The 13,477-nt window shown below is 46.5% G+C and carries 15 protein-coding genes; 5 read left to right on the forward strand and 10 right to left on the reverse strand.

The annotated features are described in order from the left end of the window. Nucleotides 1-413: 413 nt before the first annotated feature. Nucleotides 414-539 carry a hypothetical protein gene (locus GY843_RS14300; protein WP_297310611.1) on the reverse strand — a complete coding sequence of 42 codons (126 nt, stop codon included), beginning with the start codon at nt 537-539 and terminating at the stop codon, nt 414-416. 271 nt (nt 540-810) lie between these two features. On the opposite strand from GY843_RS14300, the gene GY843_RS14305 reads away from it, so the two are divergent. Continuing rightward, a complete protein-coding gene (locus GY843_RS14305) occupies nt 811-990 on the forward strand; it encodes a hypothetical protein (protein WP_297310612.1) in 180 nt (59 codons plus the stop codon). A 543-nt stretch (nt 991-1,533) separates the two neighbouring features. After that, nucleotides 1,534-1,794 (forward strand): hypothetical protein, encoded by a 261-nt coding sequence (locus tag GY843_RS14310; RefSeq protein ID WP_297310613.1) that lies wholly within the window; start codon nt 1,534-1,536, stop codon nt 1,792-1,794. Nucleotides 1,795-1,882: 88 nt separating this feature from the next. On the opposite strand, the gene GY843_RS14315 is transcribed toward GY843_RS14310, so the two are convergent. The 5 genes from GY843_RS14315 to GY843_RS14335 all read right to left on the reverse strand — a co-directional run bounded on the left by GY843_RS14315 (nt 1,883) and on the right by GY843_RS14335 (nt 4,874). After that, a complete protein-coding gene (locus GY843_RS14315; protein WP_297310614.1) occupies nt 1,883-2,074 on the reverse strand; it encodes a YqaE/Pmp3 family membrane protein in 192 nt (63 codons plus the stop codon). A gap of 44 nt (nt 2,075-2,118) precedes the next feature. Continuing rightward, nucleotides 2,119-2,589: a peptidylprolyl isomerase gene (locus GY843_RS14320; RefSeq protein WP_297310615.1), complete on the reverse strand. Its 471-nt coding sequence runs from the start codon at nt 2,587-2,589 to the stop codon at nt 2,119-2,121. Next, the gene (locus GY843_RS14325; protein ID WP_297310616.1) at nt 2,589-3,272 is read right to left on the reverse strand and encodes an alpha/beta fold hydrolase; all 684 of its coding nucleotides are present in this window, start codon (nt 3,270-3,272) and stop codon (nt 2,589-2,591) included. Before GY843_RS14325 ends, GY843_RS14320 begins: the two co-directional genes overlap by 1 nt. Further along, nucleotides 3,269-3,916, reverse strand: coding sequence for a pyridoxamine 5'-phosphate oxidase (gene pdxH / locus GY843_RS14330; RefSeq protein ID WP_297310617.1), 648 nt, complete (start codon nt 3,914-3,916; stop codon nt 3,269-3,271). Before pdxH ends, GY843_RS14325 begins: the two co-directional genes overlap by 4 nt. 115 nt (nt 3,917-4,031) lie before the next feature. Next, a complete protein-coding gene (locus tag GY843_RS14335) occupies nt 4,032-4,874 on the reverse strand; it encodes a fructosamine kinase family protein (protein ID WP_297310618.1) in 843 nt (280 codons plus the stop codon). A gap of 116 nt (nt 4,875-4,990) precedes the next feature. Between GY843_RS14335 and GY843_RS14340 the strand changes: the two genes are divergently transcribed. After that, nucleotides 4,991-5,677 (forward strand): hypothetical protein, encoded by a 687-nt coding sequence (locus GY843_RS14340; protein ID WP_297310619.1) that lies wholly within the window; start codon nt 4,991-4,993, stop codon nt 5,675-5,677. A gap of 6 nt (nt 5,678-5,683) precedes the next feature. Here the strand turns inward: GY843_RS14340 and GY843_RS14345 are convergent, their stop codons facing one another. Genes GY843_RS14345 through GY843_RS14355 form a run of 3 tightly spaced genes read right to left on the reverse strand, consistent with a single transcriptional unit; the run spans nt 5,684 to nt 8,218 of the window. Then, the gene (locus tag GY843_RS14345; RefSeq protein WP_297310620.1) at nt 5,684-6,334 is read right to left on the reverse strand and encodes a DUF2959 domain-containing protein; all 651 of its coding nucleotides are present in this window, start codon (nt 6,332-6,334) and stop codon (nt 5,684-5,686) included. A 9-nt stretch (nt 6,335-6,343) separates the two neighbouring features. Then, nucleotides 6,344-7,348 (reverse strand): hypothetical protein, encoded by a 1,005-nt coding sequence (locus GY843_RS14350; protein ID WP_297310621.1) that lies wholly within the window; start codon nt 7,346-7,348, stop codon nt 6,344-6,346. 21 nt (nt 7,349-7,369) lie between these two features. Then, nucleotides 7,370-8,218 carry an alpha/beta hydrolase gene (locus GY843_RS14355; protein ID WP_297310622.1) on the reverse strand — a complete coding sequence of 283 codons (849 nt, stop codon included), beginning with the start codon at nt 8,216-8,218 and terminating at the stop codon, nt 7,370-7,372. 202 nt (nt 8,219-8,420) lie between these two features. Here GY843_RS14355 and GY843_RS14360 point away from each other — a divergent pair, with 202 nt between their 5' ends. Together GY843_RS14360 and GY843_RS14365 are read left to right on the forward strand one after the other, a co-directional pair. Beyond that, nucleotides 8,421-9,689 (forward strand): HlyD family efflux transporter periplasmic adaptor subunit, encoded by a 1,269-nt coding sequence (locus GY843_RS14360; protein WP_297310623.1) that lies wholly within the window; start codon nt 8,421-8,423, stop codon nt 9,687-9,689. Further along, complete coding sequence (locus GY843_RS14365) at nt 9,682-12,837, forward strand: efflux RND transporter permease subunit (protein ID WP_297310624.1); 3,156 nt, start codon at nt 9,682-9,684, stop codon at nt 12,835-12,837. The genes GY843_RS14360 and GY843_RS14365 overlap by 8 nt, the downstream gene beginning before the upstream one ends. A 51-nt stretch (nt 12,838-12,888) precedes the next feature. Here GY843_RS14365 and GY843_RS14370 read toward each other — a convergent pair whose 3' ends face one another. Beyond that, nucleotides 12,889-13,236: a PilZ domain-containing protein gene (locus GY843_RS14370; RefSeq protein WP_297310625.1), complete on the reverse strand. Its 348-nt coding sequence runs from the start codon at nt 13,234-13,236 to the stop codon at nt 12,889-12,891. Nucleotides 13,237-13,477: the final 241 nt, after the last annotated feature.

Below are 13,477 nucleotides of genomic sequence, written 5' to 3' on the forward strand. Positions count from 1 at the left end.
TCATCAGGTAATCCCCAAAGTTCTCCACACCAGAATGCCGCAATCCAACGCTGACCGTAGCGTACTTTGTAGAAACCTCTTTCTCGTACTTCTGCCACTTTCCCATCTCCTGTTATTGTTATTGGCGGAGTCCCTTTGATCAGGGATACTTAATTGTACGGAAATTAACCAGACAATATATAGGGAGTTAGTCTAAGAAAAGTACAAAAAGGAAGGAGCTGCTGTCACTTTTTTAGCCCCAACCGGAACAAAGTTGATACTAATCAAGTCTGACCTTTTGCCATCTACCAGTGCTTTTGGAACACGCACAAAAAAAGACCATTAACTGGTCTTTTTTCGCAGATCATAAGCTACTGGGGGAAGAATAAGAGGAAGGTGACAGACAACCTCTTGTATACCAGCTTAGAAGCTTATTACTTTTCTTGATCTTCGTTCATCAGCTCGCGAACTTTCACGAAAGCCCAAATCATTGCAACTGTCATACCTGCAATCATAGCCAGGCTAGGAACCAGAACTTCCATACTATATGCATCAACCATTACGACACCCTCACAAGAATTTATTTCGTTTTACTCGTAGTTATTGGTGACTAGGTTACTCTTTTACAGATTAGGGGTTATTGATATAGCTCAAGAAAATTGCCCAGACACTAAAATACTAAAATGAATTTTTTTAACGTTGGCTGTTTCTATTTGAAAAAAATCAATATATGAACCATAACTTCCTAAGGAGGCAGCCAATAGTGCTGCTCTCTGCGCTCGTGTACACACAAAAATAAATAGATCTGCGAGTTCCTGATGGAGGTGCCCCATGCCATATCAAACCAATGCCTGGACCGCTGCACAACTGGAAAAGATGAACAATGAAACGTTCATGGTCGACTTCCTCGACACATTCAAAATCTCTCCTGTTGTAAGTAAATCCGAATCTACTATTGATGACATGAACGAGATTCTGGCCCGAGTTGAAGCCAAGCTCGGTATATCGTGACTGTTATCCCCTAACAATTTTTAGCACTTGGTGAGGCGACAATTTATGTCGCCTTATTTTTATACATATTCCACCAAATCATCCTCTCACCTTTCACATTGCCTAGAGATTCCTTGAGCTTTTAGCTTCACTGCTCTTCTTACAATCTGAAATAACTCGCTCGAGATCAGTCTTTCTCTCTATCTCATACCTGGCTCATCCCAGCCTTATCCCTATCTCACACCTGACTTTTGACGCAAAAACGGCAAAAAGTGACCAAAATAAATCAAAAAACAATACTGATGATTCCAAACCACAAAAAGAAATATCAAAACAATATTAATATAACTTTTTACCATTAAAACCAGAATAAAAATATTCTTATATTTCAACAACTTACAAACAGCAAAATTCCTTCTGAAAATTAATTTTAAAAACAAAATTTCCTTTTTATTTTCAATAACTTACGCATAAACTCTTATCTATACTTATTTGCGATAAATCATATTTTGTATTAGACTATTCAATATATATAAAAGACACTTCATTTATGGAGATATGAAGATGCAAGAGAAAGAAGTGAAGTTATTATTTAAAGCAGGTGTGTTTGATTCCTGTCAGGCAATTCCCATCTCTATGGCTCGGGGATGGACCCTGAAATTCGTCACTAAACAAGGCGAAACAATCACGCTGGAACTACAACGTTCTAAGTCGGAAAGGGAATTTAAAAGCCTGGACGGGGCAGCAGCCGTGGCTAAAAGGATCGGCTTTGAATGGCTAAATGTTCAGATTGGAGATCTGGAGTGGCAGGAGAGAGTTAAGTAATACGACTTAAAGCAGGCATAAAAAAACCGCTCCCTAGGAAACGGCCTTTTAAAGATCGATGACGCTTGATCGGTTTAGACGACTGAGGTTATTTATCCTCTAATGCATCCTGTATCTTCTGATCAGTCTTGTATTGGCTTAGTGCGTAAACAGACCAGATAGCGGCAGGAATCCAGCCAATCAGTGTCAGTTGCAGAATTAAGCAGACAATGCCCGCTATCGGACGACCTATAGTGAAAAACTGCAACCAGGGTATTAATAAAGCGAGTAATAAACGCATCTTTTATCTCCATTAGAAGAGGTCGAATAATCGACCTCCCTCTTTTAACCTAAATCAATACGCCCTGCTTCCAGCTCTTCCGCCGTTGCATCTCGTACTTCCATAATTTCCACATCAAAGTTCAGCTCAATACCTGCAAACGGGTGGTTAGCATCCACAGTCACTTCCTGATCTTCAATCTTTGTAATACCAACCAGCTGCAGTTCACCGTTGTCATCTTCCATTTGGCAAACCATTCCTTCTGCAAGCTCAGTAAAACCTTCAAAAGATGCACGATCCACCACCTGAACTTTACTCTCATCACGCAGGCCATAGCCCTGTTCAGGCTGAACTTTAACTTGCAGTTTATCACCCGCTTGATGTCCAGCCATTGCTGCTTCCAGGCCCGGAACAATATTACTGTGACCATGCAGATAAGGCAGTGGTTCTGCACCACGAGAACCGTCCAGTACTTCACCTTCTGCGTTTACCAACGAGTAGTGAAACAGTACTACTTTGTCATTTTCAACTTTCATTAATCTAACTCTCCTAGTCTCTGACCGATCCACTCTCCTAGAGCTTCCATCTCTTCAAGTGACACTTCATGTCCCATCGGATAGGTGGACCAGACAGGGGAATAATTCATTGCCTGCAGCTTTTCGATTGCCTGCTCACCAAGCAGCATAGGAACAACATCATCAAAGGAACCGTGAGCGACCCATGCAGGTAAATCAGCATTATCCAGATGCTTGTGCTGTTCAATTTCATCTTCTGTTGCCATATAGGTCGATAAAGCAACCAGCCCCGCCAATCGCTCTGGATAACAGAGTGCGGTTTGATAAGCCACTGCACCACCCTGAGAAAAGCCTGCCAGGATAATTTTGTCCGCAGGGATCCCTTCAGCAATCTGACTATCAATCAATGCAGCTATCCGCTTTGATGAACTAAGCAAGGAGGTTTTATCCACCTTGCGATCAATATTCATCTCTAGAATATCGTACCAAGCACGCATCTCCATGCCGCCATTTACCGTCACCGGCATCACAGGAGCATGAGGGAATAAAAAACGAACTGAAGATAACTGGGGCAGTTTCAGATAAGGCACTATAGGCTGGAAGTCATAGCCGTCAGCTCCCAAACCATGTAACCAGATCACACAAGCTTTAACTTCACCTTCAGGTTCTACACGAACCAGCGTCGAATCATTTTCTCTCATCATGGCTGCAACCTCGTCACCTTCCACTCACCATCATCCAGATTAAACTGGAAACGATCATGCAGACGACTTTCACGCCCCTGCCAGAATTCAAAGCGACTTGGGCGTAACAGGTACCCACCCCACTGCTCTGGATGAGGCACGTCACCCTGAGGATACTTTTCTTCCAGCTCACGTACCGCCTGCTCTAGAGCTTCACGACTGGCTACGGGATGACTCTGACAAGAGGCCGCAGCACTCAGACGGCTGCCTAAAGGGCGTTCATTAAAGTATTTTGCGCCTTGCTCCAGGCTTAACTTTTCTACCTGCCCTTGAATACGTACCTGACGTTCAAGACCGTACCAGTAGAACATGATCTCCGCTTGGGGGTTTTCAGATAGATCATCGCCTTTCTGACTGCGATAATCGGTGTACCAGGCAAAGCCATCCTGATCAAAATGTTTAAGTAATACGATTCTCGCAGATGGCATCCCCTGACTATTGGCAGTCGCCAGTGTCATAGAAGTAGCATCATCAGGCGTAACCGCCATGGCATCATCCATCCATTGTGCAAATTGCTCTACCGGATCTGTTTCCAGATCGGAATGATGAAGCGGTTTCGCTAGGTACTCCCGCCGCGTAGCGGTCAGATCACCTTTATTTTTCATAAAGACTGAACTCGTTTTGTGTGACTTAATTGCTGGGCACTATACCACAGAGGTTAAGCAGAATTAGCATAAACAGGACAGGTTTAAACCTATCACCAAAAAGAAAATATCAGGGTTAGGTATATCTACAGATTACACGCTTCACATCAGGCAGATAACCGCTGCCAAACAGCAATAGGTGATTAAGAAGATGCCAGAGATTATAGAGATCCATTCGCTCTCTCCAACCTCCCTGCAAAGGCCTTGCCTCTTGATAAGCATCGTAGAATCGACCTGAGAAACCACCAAATAATTGGGTCATCGCCAAATCTGCTTCCGGCCATCCCCAATACACAGCAGGATCTATTAATACAGGTAAACCCTGCTCCGATACATGCACATTCCCGGACCATAGATCACCGTGAAGCAGTGCCGGTTTCTGCTCAGGGATAAGCGAAGGTAGATTGCTACAGAGCATCTCGACCTGCTTAACATCATCTTTGGTAAGCAAACCTTTGGACAGACACTGTTTAGCCAGATAAAGAAAGCGCTTTTCAGCATAAAACTGATAGCCATCCAACATCAGGTTATTGGGTTGTTTGGTGGAACCACAAAAGGTATCCATACGATAACCGAACCCTTCTGCTGACTTACTGTGTAATTCTGCAAGCCCTTGCCCCAGAACCTCTTCAAACTGTGTTTTCCTGTTAGCTGCTTCGATAAACTCCAGAATCAGTAGATTTTCATTCTGAAAAACCACCTCAGGTACTTTAAGAGGTGAGTGTTTAGCTAAAGCCTCCAGCCCTGCCGCCTCCGCCAAAAACATTCCCGCAACAGCCTGGGGCATCTGTTTCACAAAGATCTGTCGCCCGTCGTCCAGTACCACCTGACGACTATCAGCGATACAACCACCACTAAGAGAGTGATTCTGTAAAGCTCGGCAGCCTTCTGAACTAAGCCATTCGTCAAGTGCTTTCATCTACTGAAGTACCTCTTCCCATACAGCGTATCGGCTTATATAGTCGTAACGATTACTCATATGAATTAGTCGTTACGACTATAGAAGCCGATACGCTGCTCGTTTTAAGGACACTCATGCGTCTACTGTTTTTATCTGCTTTACTAATTTTCGCTTCTGGTTGCATGGAGCAAAATGCAAAACCCTTCGACATCAAAAACCTGGCTAAATCTGATATCGATATGGTTACAGATGTTAATCTCAAGGAGTGGCGACGTCTAACCAGAGAACTCACTGTAAAGCTCTACAAGCGTAATCCCAAAGAGCTGAAGAAGAACCCCGAGATGACCATAGCTAAGCGGCTTGATCAGCTGTTCCCTATTCAGAGACTGCCAGATGGTTTTGCTGAACTAGGTCATAAAGATGGCGTGGACGCAGTTCCTCTAGCATTTTCCGAAGAGTTTGAGGGAGATCGGGTATTTGCCTTTATGGCCGGCCTCACCGGCATGCTCGATGCTTCTTACAACGGGAAAAAAGAGATCTTCATTCTGGATGAGGTTGATCAACAGAAGCTATATAACTCTGCACGAAACCTGGAAGCAGCCGCATGGCACCTGAATAATCGTAAAGATCCACAGGGCAATTTGTATATTCTCAGCAATGGAATATCCCCAGAAGGGATCACTAACTACAGCTATGAAAGGATTTTAGGCAAGTTAATCGGCATTCAGGATATGATGGCTAACATCATATCTGACAGTACAAACCGCACTATCAACCGGGTGGTTCACAGTGCGGCATCAATGACGTTTTTCCCTATCTGATAGCGGTTAACCTTCAGACATTTTTGCAATAAAACGGTCCGATTCATTGATCGCTTTTTCCATATCGCGAATCAACAGATCGATATTGCTTTTAATGCCCTTATACTCTGATTTTAGCGAGCCAATCGCACGCGCATTAAGGTTGTGCTTCAAAAACAGAACGTTATCCTGCAGGGCACTCAGTACCGGAGGCATTCGTTTCTCAGCCTGTTTCAATGTGCGGATCAGATCACGGTAGCGGGTTTTGGTACTACGCAGCTTGGCAGCACTTTGGTTACGAAGATTCTGATTACTGTATTTAGTCAGCTCCTCTTCCCACTCTTCAAACAGATCCTCCGACACCTGTTCTACCTTACGGATTCGGTTACTGACATCCTCTGCCGCTTCCACACTATCGTCATATTCACCCTGCAGACGGTTGTAGAGCTTATCCAGCTCACCGCCATCAAAGCTAACCACAGATCGGAATTGCTCTAACGCATCCTTAAACTGCTCTTGGGCTTCTTCCTGAGATTCACGGGCTTCTTCAACCCGATCAACCAGAATATCGCGCTTATGCACACCCACCTGTTCCATAGCCGAGTAGTAAGCGGTCTGACAGCCAGCTAACAGCATAAGAACACAAGAGAGACACAGAAGTTTAATTTTATTAATCATCGTAAAACCTTAACCACAGCTCTGTAGAGGGCTGTTAATTTTTATATCCGAAATTTTGTGATTATCGTTCAGGTACAGCGTGATATCTGCCCGATCCGGCATCTCTTCCAGCATATGACGGGTAAGACGCTCATAGTGCTGAATAAAACGCTTTATCTGCTCTTCATTCATAATACGCAGATGTTCAGTAGGCTGCTGGGTGTCATAGATATATTTAACCCTCTCAGCCAATTTTTTCTCCTGCAACGAACGCCACTCAAATACCGCATCCATACTTGGCACTTTCAGCATAATTAATACATCAAGCATGCTGAACATATCCTGATAGATGCCAGAAAGTTGCGCGTTCACATAATCACGCCAGGAACCATCTGGGTCTTCTGCTTGTTCAAGTTCATTGATTGGTTCGGGCAACAGTTCCGGCGTCTGAGGATCCGCACCCACACACCAGCCCTCAAACACAATCACATCTGCTGGTCCAATCCACTCCTGCCACACGGCTGCCTGGCAACGGTCATCGGTGGATTTATCAAAGACCGGGATTTTAGTCACACTGTTTTCATCTCCCTCTTTCAGGGAGTTAAGAATATCGATACCCAATTCAATATCGTGAGTGCCTGGTACACCTCGCGTTTTCAGTAACGGATGCACAGTTTCAGACAGATTCACACGCTCATCATGCGTTTTGTAGAGGTCATCGATGGAGAAACCTACGACCTTCAAACCGAAACCATCGGTAAGGATCACTTCTAACAGGTTAAACAGTGTGGATTTACCTGCCCCTTGCGCACCATTAATCCCGATGACTAATGGGCCATCCTTCTGTCGTTTGCGACAGGTCAGCCATGCACCCAGAGGCACGTAGATCGCCTCAAACATATCCACCAGCCCGATATCTACTTTTAGCGATTCAAGGGTAGAGGCAAAAGCTTTTTCAACCGCAGCAACGGCTTCATCTCTTTCCCGATAACTCAGACAAAGCTGGTCTTGCGGCCAGCGGGTAATAACACTCATATTTCGAAGCCTGCTAAAAGTTTATTTATTACGATGTTCGCGTAACCAGTTCTGGATGAAATGAATCTGATCCGGTTCCATCAGGGACGGGGCATGCTCAATCTCAGGCAGAGAATACAGATCCAGCTTATCGTTCTCCTGCATACGACGTACTGTCTGTTCCTCCAATACATCTGAAGCCTCACCCCAGATCAGTAGCTGAGGGATCTGGAGCGCTCCCCATACCGGCCAAAGGTCCACATCCTGATGACTGTTTTCACTCGTAGTTTCTGCAATAACCGGATCGTAGTGCAAAGCAAACTCACCACTTTCCAACTGACGTGTGCCGTGCTTTGCCAGATGACGCCACTGTTCATCAGTGATGTTTCTCAAAGCCACATAGGTGGTACGCATATAGTCTTCGGCATCAGCTAGGGAGGTAAAACGTTTATCGCCCAGATAACCAGAGATACGCTGCAGTGAGTCAGCAGAAACAAAACCACCGATATCATTAAGAACCAGATGTTTGATAGGCGAATTTGGTAGTGCAGCCATACACATACCAATAATACCGCCCATTGAGGTGCCAACCCAGTCGACCTGATCTACATTTAGTCTCGCCAGCAGCATGGTCATATCACTCATATATTGAGGAATACCGTAAGGCTGACCACTAGGTAGCCAATCACTGCTGCCACGACCCACGATGTCCGGGCAGACCACACGATAATCCCGCGACAGCGCCAAGGCCAGATCATCAAAATCACGACTGTTTCGAGCTAGCCCATGCACACACACCAGAACACGGTCATTATCCGCACTTCCCCATTCCCTGTAGGTCATCTGATGGAATCCAGCTGCGTTTAAACAACGTACACTACCTGTGTGCATGATCTGCTCCAACTTGATTTTTGTTTTCAGTAAGTTAGCACAACAGCGGGAGCGAACAAATCATGTCTGTATTTATTGTAAAGAATCGCAACGATGGCTGACCTTATAGATTTGATTCGGCTAATATTGGGAGTATCTATGAGGGAACCAGTGGTTCTTAATTCGCAATATCATTCGCTACGCCCTGGTAATGGAACAACAGATGAGTGAAACCGCTACGCCGCAAGCCAAAAAACTGAAATGGATTCTGCCGATTCTGATTATTGCCGCAGGTATTGCTTTGACCACTCTGATGGTATCGAGCAAACCACAAACGCCATCACGTCCGGTCACAGAAAAGGTTTGGAGTGTAAGAACCATCTCAGCACAGCCTGGGCAACATCAGCCCACACTTGTTTTGTATGGCAAAGTTGAAACACCACGTATGACAAAAGCCACTTCCGCAGTGACAGCCTTTGTGAAAGAGGTGAATACTGACGAAGGACGATCTATTGCGGAAGATGAGGTGCTAATCCAGTTAGATGATAGTGATGCCAAACTGCTTGTTGCCCAGCGTCAGGCAGATATAAACAATTACGAAGCACAACTTGAAACAGAAAAAGTCCGCCATGAAGCCGACCTTAAGGCTCTCAAAATCGAAAAAAATCTGCTCCAGCTAAGCCTTAAGACCGTTAAACGTTATGAAAACCTGATCAAAAGGAAAGTCAGCAGCCAGGAACAACTGGATGCAGCGCGCCGCGACTCGCAACAACAACGGCTATCTCTGACGCAACGGGAACAATCAATTGCTGACCACCCTAACCGTATTCGCCAGATTGAATCGCAGCTACAACGTGCCACCAGCCTGCTGCAATCAGCACAGCTGGATCTAACCAGAACACAGATTAAAGCTCCGTTTAACGGCAGGATCGCTAACCTGAATGTAGCCCCCGGTGACCGGGTACGTGCAGGTGATCCACTGTTACAGATGTATAGCCTTGAGCGCTTAGAAGTCCGCAGCCAGATCCCTAGTCGGGTTTTACCACAACTACGCTCCCTACAATCTGAATTGAATCAAATTTCTGCTCAGGGCCAGATCGACGGCCAATCACTAGAATTGCAGCTGGACCGCATCGCTGCAGAAGTTAATGGAGGACGCGCGGGGGTTGATGCTTTCTTCCAGATCCAGACCACTGAGTACCAACCTGAACCAGGACGTTCTCTATCGATCGATGTTCACCTGCCTGCGCTAGACCAGGTGATTCCAATCCCTCCCATCGCGCTCTACGGCCTCGACCGTGTTTACAAGGTAGTTGATGAACGTCTACAGGCGGTTTCAGTTAACCGCATAGGGGATAGCAAAAACAGTGCAGGCGACCCTGTAGTACTTATCCGCAGTAACGAATTGCAACCTGGAGATCGCATTGTCACCACCCAGTTACCCAATGCCATTACAGGCCTTCGGGTAAAAGAGGTCGCTACCGATGCGTAACTATCAGGGACCGCTACAAAACCTGACAGCACTTTTCGCCAGTCACCGGGTTGCAGCTAATCTGTTTATGCTGCTAATGCTTCTGGCGGGGGCCTGGGGTCTTAAGAAACTGAATACTCAGTTTTTCCCGAACTTTGAGTTGGATGTCGTTACCGTTCAGGTAATCTGGAGTGGAGCAGCTGCTGAGGATGTGGAAAGCTCCATCATTCTCCCTATAGAAGAGGAGCTAAAATCGCTGACCGGGATAGATACCCTCTATTCAACAGCGAAACAGGGTTCAGCCTCTATCCGATTGGAGATCGATGAAGATACTGATATCGATTACATGCTGAATGAAGTTAAGCAGAAAATCGACAGCGTCCGGCACGAGCTACCCTCCGATGTGGAGGAGCCACTGGTCCAGCGAATTATCCGTTATGAACAGATCGCCAGCCTGATCATCAGCAGTGAAAACGGCTCGCTGGAAGAGTTACGCCCTATTGCGCAACGCTTCGAACAGGAGCTGCTGGACCGTGGTATCAACAAAGTTGATTTTACCGGCCTGCCCGACAAACAGATCACTATAGAACTGCCTTCTGCCCAGCTAAATGAGCTGGACATGACCATGGCTCAGATTGCCGGCAATATTCGCCTACGCAGCCTCGATCTCCCCGCTGGAACCGCAGCTAAAGGGGATGGTTCTCGCCAAATTCGCAGTCTGAATCAGCAACGCGATGTCGAAGGCTACCAACAGTTACCAATTATCACTGATACGGATGGACGGCTGGTACGCCTGGGTGATATTGCAAACATCTCACTAAGCACCAAAGACAGTCAGGTTCTGCTCAATTACAAAGGCAAACCCGCAGTTATGCTGCGCCTACGCCGTACTGAAAATCAGGATACGCTTAAATCAGCTGAGATCCTTTACGACTGGTTAGAAGTCACACGTCCTACCCTGCCAGCTGATATTCAACTGGTCACCTATGACGAACGCTGGCAGCCGGTTCAACAGCGTATCAATCTGCTTTTGAAAAACGGTTTAGGCGGTCTGATTCTGGTGATTGGTATTCTGTTCCTGTTCCTGAATGCACGTGTAGCCTTCTGGGTCACCGTAGGGATTCCAGTCTCATTTATGGCAACCCTGGCAATCCTTTACGGTATAGGCGGCACCATCAATATGATCAGCCTGTTTGGTCTGATCATGGCACTGGGTATCATTGTTGACGATGCAATCGTGGTAGGTGAGGACACACTAACCCATGTTCAAAGAGGTGAGCCCGGCCTACAGGCGGCCATTGGCGGAGCCCACCGCATGCTGGCACCAGTTACCGCTTCATCACTCACCACCATTGCCGCATTTCTGCCTCTACTACTGATCGACGGCCGAATCGGTAATATCCTGATCGATATTCCCACGGTTGTGATCTGTGTCATCCTGGCTTCCCTGGTCGAGTGCTTCCTTATCCTACCAGGACATCTGCACCACAGTATTAAGAAAGCGGAAGATCTGCACCCATCGAAAACCAGAATACGCCTGGAAAATGGCTTCAATCACTTCAGAGACAACCTGTTCAAAAAGCTGGTAAGCCGTGCAATTGAATTCCGCTGGGCAACCATTGCAACGACCTTTGCTCTGTTTGTGATAGCCATCGGATTACTTATGGGGGGCAGAGTTAAGTTCACCTTTTTCCCGGCGGTAGAAAGGGACACCATGACGGCTAATGTACAGTTCACTTCAGGCACCGATAGCCTACATGTGGACAGGTTCCTACAGCACCTTGACCAAACTCTTTTTGAAACTGATAAGGCATTAGGCGGCGGTAATATCAAAGTCGCTTTCCAGCAACTGAGAACAGCATCTTTTTCTCGTACCGCGGTTGGCGGTAGTACCGGCGACGAGTTTGGTTCTCTGGTGATTGAGCTCCATCCTGGGGATAGTCGTGAAATCAGCACCAGTGAATTCAACAGAGAGTGGCGCAAGCGGATTCAGGTTCCTGCTGGGATAGAAAAGTTTGCTATCAGTGTTTCCAAAACAGGCCCTCCGGGCAAACCAATTGAGGTAAAACTATCGGGAACCGATATCCGCGCAATCAAGCAAGCATCACTGGCGCTTCAGGATCAACTGAAGGGTTACGTAGGCCTGAATAATATCGATGACGATCTTCCATTCGGTAAGTCACAGCTCATTTACGAACTGACACCCGCTGGCAAAGCTGCGGGACTGACTCTGGATTCAGTCGGCCGTCAGCTACGCGCAGCCTTCGACGGCCTGGAGGTACAAAATTTCTATCAGAACAGAGATGAGGTCAAAGTCAGGATACAGCTACCAGATCATGAACGTGACCGCCTCAGTGTTATCGAACAACTGCCGGTTGTACTACCTGGCGGCGGCACAACACCGCTAAGTAATGTGGTCAGCTTCAGAGCTAAGCAGGGCTTAGATACCCTGACCCGTGTAGATGGTCAGCTATCCATCAAAGTCAGTGCAGATCTTGACGAAAGCGCAGCCAATGCCGATGAGATCATTGCAGATCTAAAAGCAGGGAAACTGGAGCAGGTTACCAGTGAATTCGGTGTAAGCGCTATATTTGAAGGTCGTAACAAAAGCCAGCGCGAAACCCTTTCAGATATGAAACTGGGTCTGGTACTGGCGCTTGTATTGATCTTTATTATCCTGGCCTGGGTCTTCTCCTCTTACAGCTGGCCAATTGCCGTTATGTTAGCAATCCCATTAGGACTCACAGGCGCCATCTTCGGGCATGGATTAATGGGAATGAATATGACCATACTTTCCCTATTTGGTTGCTTCGGTCTCTCAGGCATTGTGATCAATGACTCAATTGTCCTGGTCACTTTCTATAAGGGATTGAGGAAGAAGGGCATGGCTGTACAGGAAGCGATTATTGAAGCAGCTTGTCAGCGTTTACGTGCAGTTTTGCTGACCTCATTGACCACCATTGCGGGCCTGACTCCTATCCTGTTTGAGACCTCCCTGCAGGCTCAATTCCTGATCCCTATGGCGACCGCCATTGTGTTTGGTCTGGCATACGGAACGGTGCTTATCTTGCTGTTTGTCCCTGCGATGATCACCATTATTGAAAACGGTAAAGCCAAACTAGGGCTGAAACCAACCGAGTATGAGGGAGCAGCGACTTCAGAGGCTTAGACAGGGGCTTACTTGGATAGGGCTTGGATCAGAGCCTAATTGGGAAGTGATCTACTTAAGCCGAGACTCGATAAAAGCTTGTAAATGCTGAATGGCTGACTGATCCATACTGAGAACGGTCAGCCCAAAGCGATGCTTAAACTGCGATAAGCGTTGGTTATAGACCACCCGACAGTGGCAGTGGACCGCCTCATCACCAAGACCAAAATGCAGCTTCAACTCCAGTGGCACACCTTCTACCGGTGGTTTCAGCCCGGCTAGCTCGACTCCACCCTCTACCAACAAACCTCCAACACTCAGGTTAAGCACTGTTACATCAGCGGTTTCACCTGTGCTCGCTTCAACTTCAGCAGGGAGTTCAACATGGATACGAGGGTAGATACGCCTTTCAGGGTTCATAAAATCAATACCAAAAACAAACGTTTGTTAGAAAACCTGTTTTTAGCATAGACCGGCCATGAAATATCTCCAAATTACTCACCTCGCTGCCGATAACATATCCATTAAAAACAGGACTTAATCCCAGTGCTGATCTCAGGTATAATTCCGCCCCTTATTTTCAGTAAATAAGCTGCCTCCGGCGGCAATTGAAAACGTCAATTGAAAGGACCAGCATGAACCGCGATCTCAGTCTGTTACA

Origin of the sequence: Neptuniibacter sp. (assembly GCF_024231755.1) — a bacterium.
Taxonomy (GTDB): Bacteria; Pseudomonadota; Gammaproteobacteria; order Pseudomonadales; family Balneatricaceae; genus Neptuniibacter.

Excerpts from the sequence above, each read along its gene's own strand:
- GY843_RS14365 (WP_297310624.1), top strand. The coding sequence starts at position 9,682 with ATGCGTAACTATCAGGGACCGCTACAAAACCTGACAGCACTTTTCGCC.
- GY843_RS14310 (WP_297310613.1), top strand. The coding sequence starts at position 1,534 with ATGCAAGAGAAAGAAGTGAAGTTATTATTTAAAGCAGGTGTGTTTGAT.
- GY843_RS14320 (WP_297310615.1), bottom strand. The coding sequence starts at position 2,589 with ATGAAAGTTGAAAATGACAAAGTAGTACTGTTTCACTACTCGTTGGTA.
- GY843_RS14370 (WP_297310625.1), bottom strand. The coding sequence starts at position 13,236 with ATGAACCCTGAAAGGCGTATCTACCCTCGTATCCATGTTGAACTCCCT.
- GY843_RS14345 (WP_297310620.1), bottom strand. The coding sequence starts at position 6,334 with ATGATTAATAAAATTAAACTTCTGTGTCTCTCTTGTGTTCTTATGCTG.
- GY843_RS14335 (WP_297310618.1), bottom strand. The coding sequence starts at position 4,874 with ATGAAAGCACTTGACGAATGGCTTAGTTCAGAAGGCTGCCGAGCTTTA.
- GY843_RS14350 (WP_297310621.1), bottom strand. The coding sequence starts at position 7,348 with ATGAGTGTTATTACCCGCTGGCCGCAAGACCAGCTTTGTCTGAGTTAT.
- GY843_RS14325 (WP_297310616.1), bottom strand. The coding sequence starts at position 3,272 with ATGATGAGAGAAAATGATTCGACGCTGGTTCGTGTAGAACCTGAAGGT.
- GY843_RS14355 (WP_297310622.1), bottom strand. The coding sequence starts at position 8,218 with ATGCACACAGGTAGTGTACGTTGTTTAAACGCAGCTGGATTCCATCAG.
- GY843_RS14305 (WP_297310612.1), top strand. The coding sequence starts at position 811 with ATGCCATATCAAACCAATGCCTGGACCGCTGCACAACTGGAAAAGATG.
- GY843_RS14315 (WP_297310614.1), bottom strand. The coding sequence starts at position 2,074 with ATGCGTTTATTACTCGCTTTATTAATACCCTGGTTGCAGTTTTTCACT.
- pdxH (WP_297310617.1), bottom strand. The coding sequence starts at position 3,916 with ATGAAAAATAAAGGTGATCTGACCGCTACGCGGCGGGAGTACCTAGCG.
- GY843_RS14340 (WP_297310619.1), top strand. The coding sequence starts at position 4,991 with ATGCGTCTACTGTTTTTATCTGCTTTACTAATTTTCGCTTCTGGTTGC.
- GY843_RS14360 (WP_297310623.1), top strand. The coding sequence starts at position 8,421 with ATGAGTGAAACCGCTACGCCGCAAGCCAAAAAACTGAAATGGATTCTG.
- GY843_RS14300 (WP_297310611.1), bottom strand. The coding sequence starts at position 539 with ATGGTTGATGCATATAGTATGGAAGTTCTGGTTCCTAGCCTGGCTATG.